18 protein-coding genes are annotated in these 18,751 nt (G+C 74.7%); 9 read left to right on the plus strand and 9 right to left on the minus strand.

The features are described 5' to 3' along the window. Positions 1-38: 38 nt before the first annotated feature. The 4 genes from Sdi02f_RS26340 to Sdi02f_RS26355 form a co-directional block, all read right to left on the minus strand. Positions 39-362, minus strand: coding sequence for a putative quinol monooxygenase (locus tag Sdi02f_RS26340; RefSeq protein ID WP_031081092.1), 324 nt, complete (start codon positions 360-362; stop codon positions 39-41). Positions 363-507: 145 nt separating this feature from the next. Further along, the gene (locus Sdi02f_RS26345; RefSeq protein ID WP_030398748.1) at positions 508-2,007 is read right to left on the minus strand and encodes a tripartite tricarboxylate transporter permease; all 1,500 of its coding nucleotides are present in this window, start codon (positions 2,005-2,007) and stop codon (positions 508-510) included. Between the two features lies 1 nt (position 2,008). After that, the gene (locus tag Sdi02f_RS26350; protein ID WP_030398749.1) at positions 2,009-2,554 is read right to left on the minus strand and encodes a tripartite tricarboxylate transporter TctB family protein; all 546 of its coding nucleotides are present in this window, start codon (positions 2,552-2,554) and stop codon (positions 2,009-2,011) included. After that, a complete protein-coding gene (locus Sdi02f_RS26355; RefSeq protein ID WP_031184418.1) occupies positions 2,551-3,537 on the minus strand; it encodes a Bug family tripartite tricarboxylate transporter substrate binding protein in 987 nt (328 codons plus the stop codon). The genes Sdi02f_RS26350 and Sdi02f_RS26355 overlap by 4 nt, the downstream gene beginning before the upstream one ends. A gap of 285 nt (positions 3,538-3,822) precedes the next feature. Here Sdi02f_RS26355 and Sdi02f_RS26360 point away from each other — a divergent pair, with 285 nt between their 5' ends. Together Sdi02f_RS26360 and Sdi02f_RS26365 are read left to right on the plus strand one after the other, a co-directional pair. After that, complete coding sequence (locus Sdi02f_RS26360) at positions 3,823-5,469, plus strand: sensor histidine kinase (protein WP_108934145.1); 1,647 nt, start codon at positions 3,823-3,825, stop codon at positions 5,467-5,469. After that, complete coding sequence (locus Sdi02f_RS26365) at positions 5,466-6,260, plus strand: response regulator (RefSeq protein WP_108934146.1); 795 nt, start codon at positions 5,466-5,468, stop codon at positions 6,258-6,260. Before Sdi02f_RS26360 ends, Sdi02f_RS26365 begins: the two co-directional genes overlap by 4 nt. On the opposite strand, the gene Sdi02f_RS26370 is transcribed toward Sdi02f_RS26365, so the two are convergent. Next, the gene (locus Sdi02f_RS26370; RefSeq protein WP_030398753.1) at positions 6,223-6,813 is read right to left on the minus strand and encodes a TetR/AcrR family transcriptional regulator; all 591 of its coding nucleotides are present in this window, start codon (positions 6,811-6,813) and stop codon (positions 6,223-6,225) included. The genes Sdi02f_RS26365 and Sdi02f_RS26370 overlap by 38 nt on opposite strands. Positions 6,814-7,043: 230 nt before the next feature. Between Sdi02f_RS26370 and Sdi02f_RS26375 the strand changes: the two genes are divergently transcribed. The 4 genes from Sdi02f_RS26375 to Sdi02f_RS26390 are packed head-to-tail and all read left to right on the plus strand — an operon-like array spanning position 7,044 to position 11,899. Continuing rightward, positions 7,044-7,640, plus strand: coding sequence for a 2Fe-2S iron-sulfur cluster-binding protein (locus tag Sdi02f_RS26375; protein ID WP_030398754.1), 597 nt, complete (start codon positions 7,044-7,046; stop codon positions 7,638-7,640). Beyond that, the gene (locus Sdi02f_RS26380) at positions 7,637-8,629 is read left to right on the plus strand and encodes an FAD binding domain-containing protein (RefSeq protein ID WP_030398755.1); all 993 of its coding nucleotides are present in this window, start codon (positions 7,637-7,639) and stop codon (positions 8,627-8,629) included. Before Sdi02f_RS26375 ends, Sdi02f_RS26380 begins: the two co-directional genes overlap by 4 nt. Then, positions 8,626-10,776, plus strand: coding sequence for a xanthine dehydrogenase family protein molybdopterin-binding subunit (locus Sdi02f_RS26385; RefSeq protein WP_108934147.1), 2,151 nt, complete (start codon positions 8,626-8,628; stop codon positions 10,774-10,776). Before Sdi02f_RS26380 ends, Sdi02f_RS26385 begins: the two co-directional genes overlap by 4 nt. Then, entirely contained in the window at positions 10,769-11,899 is a 1,131-nt protein-coding gene (locus tag Sdi02f_RS26390; RefSeq protein ID WP_030398757.1) for an XdhC family protein, read from the plus strand. Before Sdi02f_RS26385 ends, Sdi02f_RS26390 begins: the two co-directional genes overlap by 8 nt. A gap of 25 nt (positions 11,900-11,924) precedes the next feature. Here Sdi02f_RS26390 and Sdi02f_RS26395 read toward each other — a convergent pair whose 3' ends face one another. From Sdi02f_RS26395 to Sdi02f_RS26410, 4 genes are all read right to left on the minus strand, one after another. Beyond that, positions 11,925-13,697, minus strand: coding sequence for a glycoside hydrolase family 15 protein (locus Sdi02f_RS26395; RefSeq protein WP_108934148.1), 1,773 nt, complete (start codon positions 13,695-13,697; stop codon positions 11,925-11,927). Positions 13,698-13,707: 10 nt separating this feature from the next. After that, positions 13,708-14,520 carry a polysaccharide deacetylase family protein gene (locus Sdi02f_RS26400; protein ID WP_031081102.1) on the minus strand — a complete coding sequence of 271 codons (813 nt, stop codon included), beginning with the start codon at positions 14,518-14,520 and terminating at the stop codon, positions 13,708-13,710. A gap of 85 nt (positions 14,521-14,605) precedes the next feature. After that, positions 14,606-15,514: a DMT family transporter gene (locus Sdi02f_RS26405; protein ID WP_030398760.1), complete on the minus strand. Its 909-nt coding sequence runs from the start codon at positions 15,512-15,514 to the stop codon at positions 14,606-14,608. Between the two features lie 16 nt (positions 15,515-15,530). After that, complete coding sequence (locus Sdi02f_RS26410; RefSeq protein ID WP_030398761.1) at positions 15,531-16,385, minus strand: SDR family NAD(P)-dependent oxidoreductase; 855 nt, start codon at positions 16,383-16,385, stop codon at positions 15,531-15,533. 272 nt (positions 16,386-16,657) lie between these two features. On the opposite strand from Sdi02f_RS26410, the gene Sdi02f_RS26415 reads away from it, so the two are divergent. From Sdi02f_RS26415 to Sdi02f_RS26425, 3 genes are all read left to right on the plus strand, one after another. Continuing rightward, positions 16,658-17,749 carry an MGDG synthase family glycosyltransferase gene (locus tag Sdi02f_RS26415; RefSeq protein ID WP_108934270.1) on the plus strand — a complete coding sequence of 364 codons (1,092 nt, stop codon included), beginning with the start codon at positions 16,658-16,660 and terminating at the stop codon, positions 17,747-17,749. A gap of 73 nt (positions 17,750-17,822) precedes the next feature. Continuing rightward, positions 17,823-18,227, plus strand: coding sequence for a DUF2267 domain-containing protein (locus tag Sdi02f_RS26420; RefSeq protein ID WP_030398763.1), 405 nt, complete (start codon positions 17,823-17,825; stop codon positions 18,225-18,227). Next, positions 18,224-18,715, plus strand: a complete 492-nt coding sequence (locus tag Sdi02f_RS26425) for a DUF1360 domain-containing protein (protein ID WP_030398764.1) — start codon at positions 18,224-18,226, stop codon at positions 18,713-18,715. Before Sdi02f_RS26420 ends, Sdi02f_RS26425 begins: the two co-directional genes overlap by 4 nt. Positions 18,716-18,751: the final 36 nt, after the last annotated feature.

Genomic DNA, 18,751 nt, shown 5'->3' on the forward strand with positions numbered 1-18,751 from the left:
CGACGGCCGGCCGCAGTCGTACGCGGGGTGCCGGCGTGCTACTCCACGGCCATCTCGCCCAGCTCCGACCAGCCGTCCTGGTCGACCGTCGTGCTCACGATGCGCGGTGTGCGGACGAGGTGGCGCGGCAGAGTCTCCTGCGCGGCGCGGAAGTGGGCGGACTGGACGTGGGCGGCGCCCGCCTCGTCGTCGCGGAAGGCTTCGACCAGCACGTACTCCGTGGGGTCGTCCAGGCTGCGCGACCAGTCGAACCAGAGGCAGCCGGGTTCCGCCCGGGTGGCCCGGGTGAACTCGCCGGCGATCTGCGGCCACCGGTCCGCGTGTTCGGGGAGGACCTGGAACTTCGCCGTGATGAAGATCATGGGTTCGCCTTCTGTGAGCGTGAGCGTGAGCGTGAGCGTGTGCGGGCCGGGGGCGGAGCGAGTGCGTCGCCGTTCGCATCCGTACCCGGCCCGAGGCGCCGGCACCACCCGGCTCGGCCAGGTGGGGCAGCCGGCCGGCTGGTGGTCAGGCGTTCGCCCGCGTCCGCCCCCGCCCCACCAGCCGCTTCACCAGCGGCCAGGCCAGCAGCAGCACGATCACCGCGTACACCGTCACCGAGAACGGCGTGTTGACCAGGCCCGACACGCTGCCGTCGCTGATCTGCAGGGCGCGGCGCAGTTGCTGCTCGGCGTTCGGGCCGAGGATGACGCCGATCACCGCGGGCAGGACGGGCAGTCCGTAGCGCCGCATGCCGAACCCGATCAGACCGATGACCAGCAGGATCACCAGGTCGATCACCTCACCGCCGACCGCGTACGCGCCGACCGCCGCGAAGAACATGATCCCCGCGTACAGGTAGGGCCGCGGGATCCGCAGCAGCTTGGCCCACACCGGAGCCAGCGGCAGGTTCAGGGCGAGCAGCAGCACCATGCCGACGAAGAGCGAGGCGATCAGGCCCCACACCAGCTCGGGCTCGCGTTCGAAGAGCAGCGGGCCCGGCTGGATGCCGTACTGCTGGAAGGCGGCCAGCATGACCGCGGCGACCGCGGTGGTCGGCAGGCCCAGGGTCAGCATGGACACCAGCGTGCCCGCCGCCGAGGCCGACGCCGCCGACTCGGGACCGGCCACGCCCTCGATGGCGCCCTTGCCCCACTCGTCCTTGTGCTTGGACAGCCGCTTCTCCGTGACATACGAGAGGAACGTCGGTATCTCCGCGCCGCCCGCCGGAATCGCTCCGAACGGGAAGCCGATGAACGGGCCGCGCAGCCAGGACTTCCAGGTGCGCCTGACGTCGCCGCGGCCGAGCCAGGGACGGCCCACCGGGATCGGCTCGCCCCCTCCGCGCCGCAGGTGCGCGGCCACCCACAGCGCCTCGCCGATCGCGAACAGCCCGACCGCCACGATCACCACGTCCACACCGTCGGCGAGTTGCAGCGAACCGAAGGTCAGCCGCTGCTGGCCCGTCATCTGGTCCAGGCCCACCAGACCGATCGTCAGACCGATCAACAGCGAGGCCAGACCCCTGATCCGCGAGGAACCCAGCACCGAGGTGACGGCGATGAACGCCAGCACCATGATGGCGAAGTAGTCCGGGGCGCCGATGTCCACCGCCAGGTCGGCGACCGTCGGGGCGAGGGCCACCAGCAGCATCGTGCCGATCATGCCGCCGGCGAAGTGGCCGATGGCGGCGGCGGCGAGTGCCTGGGCGCCCCGGCCCGCCTTGGCCATGGGGTTGCCCTCCATGGCCGCGACCACCGCGGCACTCTCGCCGGGGGTGTTGAGCAGGATGGAGGTGGTCGAACCGCCGAACATCGCGCCGTAGTAGATGCCCGCGAACATGATGAACGCGGCGACCGGGTCCAGCCCGTACGTCACCGGCAGCAGCAGCGCCACCGCCATCGCCGGGCCGATGCCGGGCAGCACGCCGATGGCCGTGCCGAGCAGCACGCCGAGGGCGGCCCACAGCAGGTTGACCGGAGTGAGCGCCGTACCGAACCCGTCCATGAGGGAGTTGAGGGCGTTCATGTCAGAGCACTCCCATCAGCGGACCGCCGGGCAGCGGCACGCCGAGCAGCTTGTCGAAGACGACGTAGGTGAGCAGGGACAGCACCGCGGCGATCAGCGGATCGCGGTCCACGCGGCGGCTGCCGAGGGCGAAGGCGGCACCCCAGAAGAGCAGCGCGCCCGCCACGGGGAAGCCGGCCGGCTCGATCAGGGCCGCGGCGCCGAGGAAGATCCCGGACAGCAGCAGGACCGTGCGCCAGTCGGCGGGTTCGGACAGGTCGACGTCCTCGCCGCCCTCGGCCTCGCCCCGGCCGCCGCGCAACACGTCGACGGCGAGCAGCGCGGCGATCACCAGCAGGCCGGCACCGACCACGATCGGCACGGTCTTGGGGCCCACCGGCCCCCGCTGGGTGATGTCGACGTTCATGGTGAGCGCGTCGGTCAGGACGAGCACACCGAGCGCCAGCAGCAGGGCGCACACGCCCAGCTCGGAGTGCTCGCGCAGCCACGAGCGGCGGCCGCCGGCCGTGCTCTCGCGGTCCTCGGGCAGTTCGGTCCGCGTCGTCACAGCCCCAGCTCCTTCAGCACCGACACCACGCGCGCGTCCTGCGCCTCCAGGAAGTCGCCGAACTCCTCGCCGGTGAGGAAGGCGTCGTCCCAGCCGTTCTGGTCCATGGACTTCTTCCACTCGGGGGAGTCGTGCAGTTCCTCGAAGAGGCGGGTCAGCTTGGTGCGCTGCGCCTCGGAGAGGCCCGGCGGGGCCACGATGCCGCGCCAGTTGGTGAAGTTCACGTCGTAGCCGGACTCCTTGAGGGTGGGCGCGTCCTCGAGGTCGTCCACCCGCTCGGGGCCGGTCACCGCGAGCACCCGCAGCTCGCCGGCCTTGATCTGGTCCAGGTACTCGCCGACGCCGGAGACCCCGAAGCCGACCTTGTTGCCGAGGATCGAGGCGAGCAGCTCGCCGCCGCCGTCGAAGGGGATGTAGTTGACCGACTTCGGCTGGATCCCGGCGGCCTGCGCCATCAGCATCGGCGCGAGGTGGTCGGGCCCGCCCGGTGACGAACCACCGCCCACGGGGATCTTGCCCGGGTCCTTCTTCCAGGCGTCGATCAGCTCGTCGATCGTCTTGTACGGCGAGTCCTTGGCGACCACCACCACGTCCTGCTCCTCGGTGAGCCGTGCGATCGGCGTGGCGTCGGCGAGGGTCTTGGGGGCGTGGTTGGAGCGGGCGGCGCCCACGACGCCGAGGCCCATGGACATGGCGAGCTTGCCGTTGCCGTGCTCGCTCACGAGCCGGCTCAGGCCCACGGTGCCGCCCGCGCCCGGCAGGTTGAACACCTCGATGTTGTGCGTGAGCCCGGCGTCCTCGGCGTTCTTCGCGGCCGTGCGGGCGGTGATGTCGTAGCCGCCGCCGGGCGTGTTGGGAACCATGAAGCGCAGACCCGGGATCTGGGTGCCGGAGTCCGAGTCGTCGCCCGAGGAGAGCAACGGCGGTCCGGCCAGCACGAGCACGGCGGCCCCGAGCAGGGCAAGGGGGGTGCGCAGGCGCACGTATGACACCACCTGTCGGTTGGGGAGAGCGGTAGGGGGAGCCCTGTGGGGGAGGGTGACGTGGGCCACATGGTGCCCGCGCGTCCGCCCCCTGTCTTCCTTGCGGAACCAAGGGAGGTTGTGTTCATTGCGGTCGCCGCGACCGCGCCCCCGACATCGCCGTCGGATCGCCGGTTCATTGCGAAGCAGGCACATCGACGGCGCGGCTCTTTCCTTCGCCGCAGGTGGGCGCCATGATGGCGACCCGGCACCCCCGCCCCTCCATGAGCCGAGAACGAGTCCGCCGTGGCACCCACCTTCCGCCGTCAGACCCTCGCGGGCGAGATGCTGGTCCTCCAGCTCGCCATCGTCGTGGTCGTCCTGCTCGCGGTCGCCGCCGTCTCGCTCGCCCAGTCCAAGGCCACCTTCAACCGGGTCGAGGGCCGCCGGGTCACCGCGCTGGCCGAACAGCTCGCCGCCACGCCGCTGGTCCGCAGCCAACTGCTGCGCCCCGTGCCGCAGGAGGCCCTGGCCCCGCTGGTCAACTCCACGCAGACCCAGTCCGGGGTCACCTCCGTCACGGTGGCCGACGCCGACGGCCGGGTCGTCAGCTCGACCGACCCGACGCTGATCGGGGCCCGGCTGCCGCGCGGGGAGGGCACCGACGTCAGGAGCGGCTGGTCGGGGTCGCTGTCCGTGCAGGGCAGCCGGGAGCTGGTCGCCCAGGTCCCGGTGCTCGGCGCCACCCGGCAGACCCTCGGCCGGCACCTGGGCACGGTGATGGTCGGCGAGGCGGACCCCACGGTCTGGCAGCGCCTGAGCGGCGCCTCCTCCTCCCTCCTCGCCTACCTCGGTGTCGCCAGCGGCCTCGGCGTGGCGGGCTCCTGGCTGCTGGCCCGGCGCGTCAAGCGGCAGACCCTCGGCCTGGAACCGCGGGAGATCGCGGGCCTCGCCGAACACCGGGAGGCCATGCTGTACGGCATCGCCGAGGGCGTCGTCGCCCTGGATCCGCAGCACCGGCTCACCCTCGTCAACGAGATGGGCCGGCGCCTGCTCGACCTGCCCGCCGACTGCGTGGGCCAGAGCCTGGACGGCCTCGGCATCGACGGCCGGCTGCGCGACGTCCTCGCCGGTGCCACGCCCGCGGCGGCCGAGCCGCGCGACGAGGTCGTCGTCCGCCACGGCCGGGTCCTGGTCATGAACCGCATGACCGTCACCAAGGACGGCCGTCCGCTCGGCTCGGTCACCACCCTGCGCGACCGCACCGAACTGGCCCGCCTGGAACGGGAGATCGGCTCCTTCCGCAGCACCTCCGAGCTGCTGCGCGCCCAGGCCCACGAGTTCGCCAACCAGCTCCACACCATCTCCGGGCTCATCCAGATCGGCGAGCAGGAGGAGGTGGTGCGCTACGTCCGCGGGCTCAACCAGCGCCGCCAGTCCCTGGACGTCACCCTCAGCCGCCGGGTGCGGGACACCGCCGTCGCCGCGCTGATCACCGCGAAGTCCTCCCTCGCCGCCGAACGGCGGGTCGCGCTGCGCGTCTCCGACCGCACGGCACTGGACCGGCTGGAGCCGGCGGACGCCGCCGACGTGGCGACCGTGGTCGGCAACCTGGTCGACAACGCCGTGGACGCCGCCGCGGCGCCCGGTGACGGCCACGAGGCGTGGGTCGAGGTCGAGCTGCGGCAGGACGCCGCCAGCGTCGAGATCGTGGTCCGCGACTCCGGGCCCGGCGTGGCGCCCGAACTGGCCCGGGAGGTCTTCTCCCACGGCTTCACCACCAAGGCCGCCCGGCAGGGCGAGCGCGGCATCGGCCTGGCGTTGACCCGGCTGGTCTGCGAACGTCACGGCGGTGAGATCTCGGTGACCAACACCCCCGAGGGGGCCATGTTCACCGCACGCATGATCGTCAGCCACCTCACCGACGCGGTGGCGGAAGGAGCAGCACCATGACGGCAACGAGCGGCACGTCCGGTACGACCGCCCCGGCCGCCGCGCCCTCGGAGGCGCCCCGTGCCCCCGCCCCGATCGGCGTGCTCGTGGTCGACGACGACTTCATGGTGGCCCGCGTCCACCGGACGTTCGTCGACCGGGTCGAGCCGTTCCGGGTCGTCGGGGTCGCCGGCACCGGGGAGCAGGCGCTCACGGCCGTCGGGGAGCTGCGGCCCGACCTGGTCCTGCTCGACCTGTACCTGCCGGACGTCTTCGGCCTCGACGTCATCCCGCGGCTGCGCGCCGCGGGCCACGACTGCGACGTCATGGTCATCAGCGCGGCCCGCGAGGCGGACGCGGTGCGCGGGGCCGTGCGGCACGGCGTGGTCGACTACCTGCTCAAGCCCTTCGAGTTCGAGGACCTGCGGCTCCGGCTGGAGCGCTACGCCGTCCAGCGGGGCCGGCTGCTCGGCACGGTCGTGCGCAGCCAGGCCGACGTCGACCGCGTCCTGGCCGGGGCCGCGGCGCAGCCGACGGCCGCGGCCCCCGCGCTGCCCAAGGGCATGAGCGTGGAGACCGCCGAACTCGTCGAGCGCACCCTGCGGGAGGCCGACGGCACCCTGTCGGCCAGCGAGTGCGCGGCGCTGACCGGCGTCTCGCGGGTCAGCGCACGCAGGTACCTGGAGTACTTCCACACCGTGGGCGGCGCGGAGGTCTCCCTGCGCTACGGCGTGGCGGGCCGCCCGGAGCGCCGCTACCGCTTCCGCGGCGCGGTCACCGGCCTGGCGCTCCCGCGCGCAGGCCGTCCATGACGAAGTCCAGGAACCGGGTCACGCGCCGCTGCCGGTCCTCGCCGGGACCGATCAGCCACAGACCGCCGAGGACGAGGAAGAAGTCGTCCCCGGTCAATCCGGGCCGGATCGTGCCGGCCTCGTCGTTGGCACGGAGCAGCAGCTCGGCCGCCTCCTCCAGCGGGGTGGGGCGCGGTTTCTCCGGCGCCCCGGGTGCGCTGGTGACCAGCCGGATCGCGTCCGCCAGACCCGCCTTGGTCATGGCGAACTCGGCGAGGCGGTCCATCCACTCGCGCAGGGCCAGATCCGGTTCGCGGGTGGCCAGCATCTCGGGTGCGGCCCGGGCCACCTGCTGCATCCCGTGGCGGTAGATCTCCAGGACGAGCGCCTCACGGTTCGGGAAATTGCGGTAGAAGGTGCCCTGCCCGACCCCCGCCTTCTTGGCGATGGCGCTCAACGGCACGTTCGCACAGCGCGTCAGTTCCTCCGTGGCCACCGCCAGGATGCGCTCGCGGTTGCGCTGGGCGTCCGAGCGCAGGGGAGTGTCCGGCTTGTCCTTCTTCGGCTGCGGCACTCGTCCCCCTTCCGGGTTGTGGCCGAATCCCGACCTTGCTAAGCGGACAGCTGTCCGTTACGTTTTCGGTGAGCGGACAGTTGTCCGGTTGCCTGCCCAGTCTAGCGGCGGACGCGGCCGCGCGAACCGTCCGGTGCGCGACCCGGCCGCGAATGAACCCCCACTGCCTACAGCCCGTTTCTCCCTGTCAACAGACATCCCTTGTCAACGGACACCAAAGAAGGCTGATCATGGCCCCAGCACCCTCGTCGACGTCCAGCGCCGTCACTCTCACCATCAACGGCGAGAAGCACCACCTGACCGTCGACCACCGCACCACCCTGCTCGACGCCCTGCGCGAGCGCCTGGATCTCACCGGTACCAAGAAGGGCTGTGACCAGGGCCAGTGCGGCGCCTGTACCGTCCTGGTCGACGGGCGCCGCGCCGTCTCCTGCCTGAACCTCGCCGTGGCCGCCGAGGGGCGGGAGATCACCACCATCGAGGGCATGGCCGACGGCGACCACCTGCACCCCGTCCAGCAGGCCTTCCTCGACCTCGACGGCTACCAGTGCGGCTACTGCACCCCCGGACAGATCTGCTCGGCGATCGCCGTCATAGAGGAGCACGCAGCCGGCTGGCCCAGCGCCGCCACCGAGGACGTGCGTCCCGAGGCCGGACCGCCACCCCTGACGCCGGACGAGATCCGTGAACGGATGAGCGGCAACCTGTGCCGCTGCGGCGCCTACGTCTCCATCGTGCAGGCGGTCACCCGCGCGGCCGAGGCCCACCAGGCAGCCGCCCACGACGACGCCACCCCGGCCGAGACGGTGAAGGAGACGGCGGCATGAGGGAGTTCGGATACCAGCGCGCCGACGACGTCTCCGGCGCCGTGGCCCTGCTCGCCGCCGACCCGGACGCCCGCTTCCTCGGCGGCGGTACCAACCTGGTCGACCTGATGAAGACCGGCGTCGAGCGCCCCGCCCGCCTCGTCGACGTCCGCGGACTCCCGCTGGACGGCATCGAGGAGACCGCGGACGGCGGCCTGCGCATCGGCGCCACCGTCACCAACAGCGACCTCGCCGCCCACCCGGAGGTACGCCGCCGCTACCCGGCGCTGGCCCAGGCGGTGCTGGCCGGCGCCTCCGGGCAACTGCGCAACATGGCCACCGTCGGCGGCAACCTGCTCCAGCGCACCCGCTGCGGCTACTTCACCGACCTCGGCACGCCCTGCAACAAGCGGGCCCCCGGCAGCGGTTGCCCCGCGCTCACCGGCGAGCACCACAACCACGCCGTCCTGGGCGCCTCCGACCACTGCGTGGCCGTCCACCCCTCCGACATGGGCGTGGCCCTCGCCGCCTTCGACGCCGTCGTCGGCTACGAAACCCTCGACGGACCGGGCGAGTTGCCGCTGGCCGACTTCTACCTCCCCGTCGGGGACACCCCGCACCTCGAGACCGCCCTGCCGCCCGGCGCGCTCATCACCGGCGTCACCCTGCCGCCCGCGCCGGTCGCCGCCCGGTCCCGGTACCGCAAGGTGCGCGAACGCGCCTCGTACGCCTTCGCGATCGGCTCCGTCGCCGCCGCACTCGGCGTCGAGGACGGCGTCGTGCGCGACGCCCGGCTGGCGTTCGGCGCGGTCGCCCCACGGCCCTGGCGGGCCCGCGCGGCCGAGGCCGTGCTCCTCGGCGCGCCGGCCGACGGCGACACCTTCGCCGCCGCCGCGGACGCGGAACTCGCGGCCGCCAGGCCGCTGCCCGACAACGGATACAAGGTGACCCTCATGCGCAACCTCGTCGTCGCCGTCCTGACCGAACTCGCCGGGGAGGCCGCCCGATGACCACCGCCACGACCGGTTCCGCGAGGGCCCAGGGCGTCGTCGGCACCGCCCACACCCGCGTCGAGGGGCGCGACAAGGTCACCGGCGCCGCCCGCTACGCCGGCGAGATCCCCTTCGCCGACCTCGCGCACGGCTGGCTGGTGCTGTCCACCGTGGCCCGGGGCCGCATCCGCACCATCGACACCGGGCCCGTCCTCGCCCTGCCGGGCGTCCTCGCCGTCCTGCACCACGGCAACGCCCCGCGCGTCGAGACCGACTACATCGGTCTGCTGGGCATGCCGCCGGACCCGACCGCCGCCGTCTTCCAGAACGACCGGGTGCCCCACGCGGGCTGGCCCGTCGCCCTCGTCGTCGCCGAGACGTCCGAGCAGGCCCGGGAGGCCGCCGAGGCCCTCGTCGTCGCCTACGACCGGGAAGCGCACGACACCGAACTCGCCACCGGCCACCCCGGTGCCCACCCGGCCGGCGGCGTCATGCCCGGCGAGACCGCCAAGGGCGACCTGGCGGCGGGCCTCGCCGCGTCCGCCGTCGTGGTGGACGAGGAGTACACGACGCCCGAAGAACACCACAGCATGATGGAACCGCACGCCGCCACGGCCCGGTGGGACGGCGGCCGGCTGGAGGTCGTCGACTCCAACCAGGGCACCACCTGGGTCCAGACCGAACTGGCGAGCATGTTCTCGCTGGACGCGTCCGCGGTCCGGGTGCGCTCCGAGCACATCGGCGGCGGCTTCGGCAGCAAGGGCCTGCGCGCCCACCAGGTGGCCGCCGTGATGGCCGCGACCCACCTGCAGCGCCCGGTGCGCGTGGTGATGACGCGACGACAGATGTTCTCGCTGGCCGGCTACCGCAGCCCCACCGTCCAGCGCGTGCGGCTCGGCGCCGACACCGACGGCCGGCTGCGCGCCCTGGAGCACCGCTCGCTGAACCAGACGTCCACCGTCTACGAGTTCGTCGAGCCCGGCGCGGGCGTGGCCCGGGTGATGTACGACGCCCCCGCCCACCGCACGGTCAACGAGGTCGTGCCGCTGGACGTGCCGTCGCCGACGTTCATGCGCGCCCCGGGCGAGGCGCCGGGCTCCTTCGCCATTGAGTCGGCCCTCGACGAACTCGCCGTGCGCTGCGGCGTCGACCCGATCGAACTGCGCCTGCGCAACGAGCCCGAGACCGGCCCCGTCTCCGGCCTGCCGTTCAGCAGCCGCAACCTGGACGCCTGTTTCCGCGAGGGCGCCCGGCGGTTCGGCTGGGCCGAACGCGACCCGCGCCCCGGGGTGCGCCGCGACGGACGCTGGCTGCTGGGCACCGGCACGGCCGCCGCCTCCTTCCAGGCGGGCGCCGGTCCCTCCACGGCCCTGGTGACCGCCGAGGCGGACGGCACCTTCACCGTGCGGATCGCCGCCGCGGACCTCGGCACCGGCGCCCGGACCGCGCTCACCCTGGTCGCGGCCGACGCGCTGGAGGTCACGCCCGAGCGGGTCCGGGTCCGCATCGGGGACAGCGACTTCGGCCCGGCGATGATCGCGGGCGGTTCGATGGGCACCCGCTCCTGGGCCTGGGCGATCACGGCCGCCGCGGCCGAACTGCGCGAGCGCCTCGCCCTGGGCGCCGACATCCCGGCCGACGGCATCACCGTACGGTCCGACACCACCGAGGCCCTCGGCCGCCTCGCCCAGAAGGAACGGCACTCCTTCGGAGCGCAGTTCGCCGAGGTCGCCGTGGACACCGCCACCGGCGAGGTACGGGTGCGCCGCATGCTCGGCATCTTCGCGGCCGGCCGCATCGTCAACCCGCTCACCGCCCGCAACCAGCTCGTCGGCGGCATGATCTGGGGCATCTCCATGGCCCTGCACGAAGAGGCGGTGCGGGACCGGGGCAGCGGCGCCCTCTACGCCCCCGACCTCGCCGGCTACCACGTGGCCACCCACGCCGACGTGGGCGACATCCAGGCGGACTGGGTCGAGGATCCGGACCCGGACGACCCCGTGGGCATCAAGGGTGTCGGCGAGATCGGCATCGTCGGCGCCGCGGCGGCCGTCGCCAACGCGGTGCGCCACGCGACCGGAGTCCGCCACCGCGACCTGCCGATCCGGCCCGACCGCGTGCTGGCGGCGGGGGTGCGCCCGGCCGGGGGCGACGCGGATGCTTGACATCGCGGACGAACTGAACCGCTGGCTCGCCGAAGGACGGGAGTTCGCCGTCGCCACCGTCGTCTCCGTCGGCGGCAGCGCGCCGCGCGGGCCCGGCGCCGCCCTCGCCGTCGACAGCGACGGAACGGTGATCGGCTCGGTCTCCGGCGGCTGTGTGGAGGGCGCGGTGTACGAGTTGTGCACCGACGCCCTGCGCAGCGGCGAGACGGTCCGCGAACGCTTCGGCTACAGCGACGAGGACGCCTTCGCGGTCGGACTGACCTGTGGCGGGACCGTCGACGTCCTGATCACGCCGGTCGGCGCGGACGCCCCGTCGAGGGAGGTGTTCCGGGCGGCGCTGGCCACCGCCGCCCGGGGTGGGAGCGCGGCCCTCGCCCGGGTCGTCCGGGGCCCCTCCGACCTGCTCGGCCGGGCTCTGCTGGTCCGTCCGGACGGCACCCACGAGGGCGGTCTCGGCGGCCACCTCGGCCTCGACCGCACGGCCGCCGCCGAGGCCGGTGCCCTGCTGGACGCCGGACGCACCGGCACGGTCGGGCTCTCGGAGGACGGGTCGCACTGCCCCGGCGGGCTCACCCTGCTCGTCGAGTCCAGCGTGCCGCCGCCCCGCATGATCGTCTTCGGCGCTGTCGACTTCGCCGCGGCGCTCGTACGGGCGGGGAAATTCCTCGGCCATCACGTCACCGTGTGCGACGCCCGGCCGGTCTTCGCCACGCGAGCGCGCTTCCCGGAGGCCGACGAGATCGTCGTCGACTGGCCGCACCGCTACCTGCGCCGCACCCCGACCGACGGACGCACGGTGCTGTGCGTGCTCACCCACGACGCGAAGTTCGACGTGCCGCTGCTGACGGAGGCGCTGCGGATGCCGGTCGCCTTCGTCGGCGCGATGGGCTCGCGCCGCACCCACGAGGACCGCGACCGACGGCTGCGCGAGGCGGGCCTGACCGAGGACGAGCTCTCCCGGCTCCGCTCACCGATCGGCCTCGACCTCGGCGCCCGCACTCCCGAGGAGACGGCCCTGTCCATAGCGGCGGAGATCGTCGCCCTCCGCCGCGGCGGCACGGGCGCCCCGCTGACGGGCGGGGCGACCCCGATCCACCGGGAGGTGACCGGGGCGGCCGCCTGAGGAGAGGAGGCGGGGAGCCGCCGGGTCAGGGCAGCGTCGACTCGCCGGCCAGGCGTACCGCGCACTCCAGCATCATGGCGTGCACGAAGGCCTGCGGAAGGTTGCCGCGGAGCTGGCGCTGGCGCACGTCGTACTCCTCGGCGAACAGCCCGGGCGGTCCGCAGGCCGCCCGGGTGCGCTCGAACCAGCGGAAGGCGCCGGCCCGGTCGTCGACCCGGTGCGTGGCGAGGGCCATCGTGAAGCCGCAGAGCAGGAAGGCCCCCTCGGCCTCCCCGAGCGACTCGCCGGGGTGCTCGAAGCGGAACAGATACCCGTCCTCGGCCAGGCGGGACTCGACGTACGCGCGGGTGGCGGCGTCGGCGTCGCCGAACGTGCAGCCGCGGGCCATCGGCACCAGCAGCGCGGCCTCGGGTCCGTCGTCGTCCTCGGCCCGCCGCCAGCGGCCGTCGGGGAGCAGGCACCGGCGCCGGGTCTCCCGCAGCACCGTCTCGGCGAGCGCGGCGCACCGGCGCCCCGCGTCGCCGGGCAGCACCTCGGCCATCCGCCGCAGGCCGCACACCACGCTCAGTCTGGAGTGGGTCCACCACCGGTCCTCCAGCTCCCACAGACCGGCTTCCGGCTTCAGCCACTGCCGCTCGACCACGTCCACGGCGAGGGCCGCGGCCCGCTCCGCCTCCTCGGTCAGCCGGTCGTGCGCGGCCGCCGCGGCGAACAGCTGCAACGCCTCCCCGAAGGTGTCGAGCTGGAACTGGGTGCCCGCGTCGTTGCCCACGTGGTCGTTGCCGCCGGGGTATCCGGGCAGCCGCAGGGAGCGCTCGCGCCCGACCGGCCGCCCGTCGACCGTGTACGCGGGGCGCACCTCGTCGCCGTCCTCGAGGATGCGCTCGGCGACGAAGCGCACGGCGTCGTCCACCAGCGGGTGCGGCCCGTGCGCGGCGACCGCGAGACCGGCGTAGCACTGGTCGCGCAGCCACGCGTAGCGGTAGTCGTAGTTGCGCCCGCTGTTGGCCCGCTCCGGCAGCGAGGTGGTGGCCGCCGCCACCATTCCCCCGGAGACGCTGGTCAGCCCGCGCAGCACGGCGTAGGCGTGCCGGGCGTCGCGGGGCGCGACCAGCCGCGAGCAGTCCGGGACCGCCTGCCGCCACTCCCGCTCCGTGGCCCGCCACAGCGCGTCGGCGTCGAGCGGTTCGGTCTCCCGCCCCGTGGACAGTTCCAGGACGAGGTCGTGCGCCTCGCCCTCGCGCAGCCGAAACGTGCCGCACAGCCGGGTCCCGTCCCGCCACTTTGCGTCCTCGGCTCCGGCGAGGCGCATCCGCAGGCGCCCCGCCTCCGCCGTCCACACGCCCCCGTCCCGCCCAGGCTCGCGCATCCGGACCTCGCCGAAGCCGGGCCGCGGGTCCAGGTCGAGGTTCAGCCGGGCCTCGCCCCGTTCCACCCGCATGCGGCGCAGCAGGACGAGCCGGTCCGTACGGGACGGCAGGGCCAGGGCCTCGCGGCACTCGATCACGCAGTCGGCGGTCACCCACCGGCTCACCCGGATCAGCGTGCCCTCCTCGTAGGAGCCGCCCCAGACGTGCCAGGGATCCGCGGGCTCGACGGTGAAGTGACCGGCTCCGCCGATCAGCGCGGAGAACACCGCGTCGTCGTGCCACCGCGGGGCGCACATCCACACGATCCGGCCCCGGGGGTCCAGGACCGCGCCCCGCTCACCGTCGGCGAGTACGGCGTACTCGCGCAGCGCCCAGGGCGGGCACGACGTGTCCGGTTCGGCCGCGCGCTGACCGTCGCTGTCCTTCATGTCGCTACGGCTATCCCGGCGCCGGTGACCGAAACGGCGCGGTCCGCGCGGTCCACCCCCTGCGCCCGGTCCCCGCCGCCGAGGGGGAGCCTCCCCTCCCGTGCTCACCCAGCGGGCCCACCGCCAGACCCGCCGCGCGGCAGTCGCGCACGATGTCCGGCAGCGCGCCGAGCGTGGCCCGCCAGCTCCCGGGCGCGGAGGCGTGGTCGGTGTCGTGGAGGAGGACGGTGCCGCCGCCGCGCAGATCCGCCGCGACGGTCGCGCGCACCGAGGCGGGCGTGGCGTCGTGCCGCCAGTCCTTGCCCCAGGCCGTCCACAGCACTGGTCGCAGCCCCGCCCGGTGGGCGGCGGCCCAGCGCCCGGAGGTGAGGATGCCGTAGGGCGGCCGGTACCAGCGGGGGACCCGGCCGCCGGCCTCGCCGATCACCCGGACGGCACGCAGCAGGTCGCGCGCGTCCCGCGCCGGCGACGGCCACCAGGGGCGGTCGTGGGTCCAGCCGTGGACGGCGAGTTCGTGGCCGCGCCGGACCAGTTCACGGGCGACCGCCGGGTGCCGTACGGCGTTCTCGCCCAGGACGAAGAAGGTCGCCCGTACTCCGAGCGCGTCGAGCGCGTCGAGGAAGAGCGGCGTGGACACCGGGTCCGGGCCGTCGTCGAAGGTGAGGGCGACGTGCCCCGGGGCGCCCTGCCCGGCCAGCCCGGGAAACCGTCGCCGGCGCAGTCCGGGCAGCCAGGTCGCGGCCGGTCCGATGTGGGCGAGTGCGGCGGCGGCGACCGGTGCGGCGGCGTACACCGCCCGTCCGGTGGGAATCCTCTGACGCATCCGTGGTGCCTCCGGCCCCTCGAGTTCGCTGGTCGTGGTGGGTTCGTCGGGTCCGCTGCTCCCCGGGTCGCTCGTCCCGGGCCGTTCAGCGCCCTGCCGCGCCTCCGGGTCCGTCCCGTGCCGCCGGCGCCGTGTCCCAGGCGCCGTGGACGGACGGGGCCCGGGCCAGGCCGATGCTGCCGACACCGATCAGGGCCACCCCGATCAGCTCGGGCAGCACCCGCACGCCGAGCAGGATCTCCTCGCCGAACAGACCCCAGCCCAGGGCGACGCTCGTCAGCGCGTCGCCGAGGGTCAGCGCCGGCTGCGAGGCCGCCAGGGTGCCCGCCCGCAGGGCGCTCTGCAGCAGCAGGAAGCTGGCCCCGCCCACCACCGCCGTCGCGTACGGCGGCCACTGGGTCAGCACCGCTCCCACCCCCTGCGGCAGGCGTCCGGTGAGTTCCTTGAGCAGTGCCGCCGTCCCGCCGAACCCGACCGCGGACGCGGAGCCGAACAGCGCCGCCCGGGGGGCGCCCTGCACCATGCTGCCGACCGAGGCGAGGACCGTGATCAGGACGAACAGGGACAGCCCCGCCCAGATCCACCGGCCGGCGGTGGCGGTGTCGTGGCCGGGCGACGGAGCGGCGGAGCCCAGGAACAGGGCGAGCCCCACGGCCAGCGCCACGAACGCCAGCCAGGTCCGCGAGTCCGGGCGGCGGTGGAAGACCGCGCTGCCCACCACCAGCGTGAAGAGCAGTTCGGTGGCCATCAGCGGCTGGACGACGGCCAGGCTGCCCACCGCCAGCGCGGACGCCTGCAGCACCGTCGTCAGCGCGAGCAGCGCGGCCCCGCCGACCCAGTACCGGTCGCGCACCATCCGCAGCAGCGAGCGCAGCGCCGTGTGCCGGGCCCCCGCCCGGTCCTCGTCCTGCGCCGCCGCCCGGCGCTGGAGTACGGACGCCGCCGCGTTGGACAGCGCCGCGAACAGGGCGAGGACGACGGTGAGGACGCTCACCGCGGCGGGCTCCCGGTCATCCGAACCGAGCGGCCAGCCGCCGGTACAGTCCCGGAGCCGTGCCCCGCACCCGGCACGGCAGCCGCAGCCACGAGGGCACGTACACCTCGTCGCGGCCCCGCGCCACCGCGCTGCGCACCGCCTCGGCCACGCGCTCGGCAGGCACCGGACGCGGCCTGGACCGCTGGTAGGGAGCGCCGCGGCGCTCGAAGAACGGGGTGTCGACGACACCCGGCACCACGTGGGTGACCCCCACGCCGGTGCCCCGCAGCTCGTAGCGCAGCGAGTCGGCGAAGGCGCCGATCGCGGCCTTGGCGGCGGAGTACACGGCCTCGTCGCGCACCGCGACGCTGCCCGCCAGCGACCCGATGAGCACCACCCGCCCCGAGCCCGCCGCCACCATCCCCGGCAGCAGCAGCCGCACCAGGCGCAGCGTGGCCAGCACGTTGATGTCGAAGACCTCGTCGATGGTGTGCGGGGGCATGTCCAGGAACTCCCCCGCCCAGCCCACCCCGGCCCCGGCCACCAGCAGGTCCACCGGGCCCGCGGTGGCCGTCGCGAAGTCGGTGAGCTGCCGGTCGGCTCCGGGGAGGGTGAGGTCGGCCGCGAAGGCGGTGGCCGAGGTGTCGTCAGCGACCTGACGCAGCCGCACCGGGTCGCGTCCGGTGAGCACCAGCCGCCAGCCCTCCTCGTCGCCCAGCCTGCGGGCCACGGCCGCGCCGATTCCGGAGGACGCCCCGGTCACGAGCGCCGTACGGGTCCGCGGGTCCCGCAGTCCGAGGGGCCGCCGCCGGGGCCTCGCGTCGTCCGCGTCGGGTGCGACGACCTGAGGGCCGGGGGCGGGGCGGGGACGGGAGAACGCATGGACCATGAGGACCACCTTGGCTCGGGGCGGACCGCGAAGCGGCCGACCGGGGGCCGGGCTTCGCCGTCCGGCCGGACGGGCGGTCACGGAGTATCCCCGGCAGGGCGTCCGAAACGCCCGCATGTGCAGTGGTTCGGTGGTCGCCGCCGCGGGGTTTGGAACGTGCCGCCCCGGCAACCTGGTCCGCTGTGCACCCACGCAGCTCCTCGGAGCCCCGCCACCGCGGCACCCGGCGCGGTCCCCGGGACGGCAGACGTCTGCTGGTGATCAGCGCGAGCATGGGCGCCGGCCACGACACGGTCGCCGCCGAACTGGCCCGCCGGGCGCGCGAGCGAGGCGACGCCGCCGAGGTCGTCGACGTCCTCGCGCTCCTGCCGTACGGCCTGGGCGCGGCCCTCAGGTGCTTCTACCGCGGGTCGGTCCGGCACTTCCCCTGGGCGTACGCCGCCCTGTACCGCCTCTTCCTGCGGCCCGGCGGCGGGCGCCGCCCCAGCGGGGCACCGCTGGCCCGGCTGGCCGGGGGCAGACTGCGCGAACTGGCCGAGCGGACGGGCGCGGACGTCGTCGTGCCCGTCTTCCACCTGGGGGCCCAGCTCACGGGCCACCTGAGGGAGCGCGGGCTGCTGAGGGTGCCCGCCGTCGTCCTGGTGATCGACTTCGAGGTGCACCGGCAGTGGCTCCACCCCGGCAACGACCTGTGCCTGTGCCTCTCCGTGGACGCGGCACGCGCGGTGCGGGGGAGCACCGGCACACCGGCCCGGACGTGCGCTCCCGTCGTGGCGCCCGAGTTCTCCGCCGGCCCTGCCGAGGTGCCGGGGACGGCCGAGTGGCGGGACCTGTTCGAGCGGCTCGGCCCCGGGCGGCCCCCCGTGGTGCTCTCCGCCGGTGCCTGGGGCGTCGGCTCGCACCTGGACGCCACCGTCCGGCTCCTGACGGACCACGGCTTCCTGCCGGTCGTCCTGTGCGGCGGCAACCGGCGGCTGCGCCGCGCGCTGTCCGGCACACCGGGTGTCCTCGCCCTGGGCTGGGTGACGGACATGCCCGGCCTCCTCCACGCCGCCCGGGCGCTGATCGACAACGCGGCCGGGCAGACCGCCGTACAGGCGCTCGCGGCCGGGCTGCCGGTGCTGGGCCACCGTCCGATACCGGGCCACGGTGCCGACGGCGTCCGGCGGATGGCCGCGCTGGGCGTGTCCGAGGCCGTCGAGGACGGGGCCGCGCTGCTGGACGCGGTGCGGCGGCTCACCGCACCGGGCCCGGCCCGGGAGCAGCGGATCGCCGCCGGTCACGCGCTGTTCGCCGGGAACGCGGACGCCCTGGCCCAGGTGACCGACGCAGCCGACGCCGCCCGTACGCGCGCACGGCGGTGAGCACGCGCCCGTTTCCCCGCCCGGCCCGGGGGCACCCGCCCCGGAGCGCGAACCGGCACAAGGAGGCGACGCCGTGCGGCTCGACGAATTCCTGACCCGGGTCCGCGACCGCGGCGAGTTCCACAGCGACGACGAGGCCGAACAGGTCACCACGGCCGTCCTGTGGGTGATCGCGTCCCGCGTCCCGCCCGAGGCGGCCGCCGCTCTCGCCGCCGACCTGCCCGCACCGCTGGACGACGCGCTCCGCCTGGAGCGGGGGCGTCCCGAGACCTTCGGCCGCGACGAGTTCCTGCGCCGGGTGGCCCAGCAGACCGGAGCCCGGCCGCGCACCGCCGAATGGGACGCCGGAGCCGTGCTGGCCACCCTCGCCGAAGCGGTGCCCCGCGCACGGGTCGACCAGCTCCTGGCCCAGCTGCCCGCGGACTGCGCCGACCTCTTCGGCGCCCCGGTACCCCACGGAGAACGGAGACACCCATGACGGACGTCGAGCAGCGCTACACCGACGGGGAGGAGACGCCCCTCGCCGGATACGCGACGCTCGCGGCGACCTTCGTGGCGAGCGCCGGCGTGTTCGCCGTCACGGCGTGGCGCCGCGGGGTCCGGCTGCCGGACACCGTTCCCCCGTGGGACGTGGCCCTGCTGGGAACGGCGACGTTCAAGGCGTCCCGGCTGCTGACCAAGGACAAGGTCACCAGCTTCCTGCGGGCGCCCTTCACCAGCCGGGAGGGCCACGGCAACGCCAACGAGGTGATGGACGCCGGGCGCGGCACCGGTCTGCGCCGTGCCGTCGGCGACCTGGTCTCCTGCCCGTTCTGCACCTCGGCCTGGGTGGCCGGAGGGCTCGTCGGCACCTACGCCGTCGCCCCCCGGGCGGGGCGGCTGCTGTGCGCGGGCCTGAGCGCCGTCGTGGTCTCCGACGTGCTGCAGTACGCGTGGAGCCTCACGGCACAGAAGGCCGAGGAGTGAGCGGCGGCCGCCGGGCCGGGCGGTCGAGACGGTGGG

Source organism: Streptomyces ardesiacus, assembly GCF_003112575.1.
GTDB classification, from domain to species: Bacteria; Actinomycetota; Actinomycetes; order Streptomycetales; family Streptomycetaceae; genus Streptomyces; species Streptomyces ardesiacus.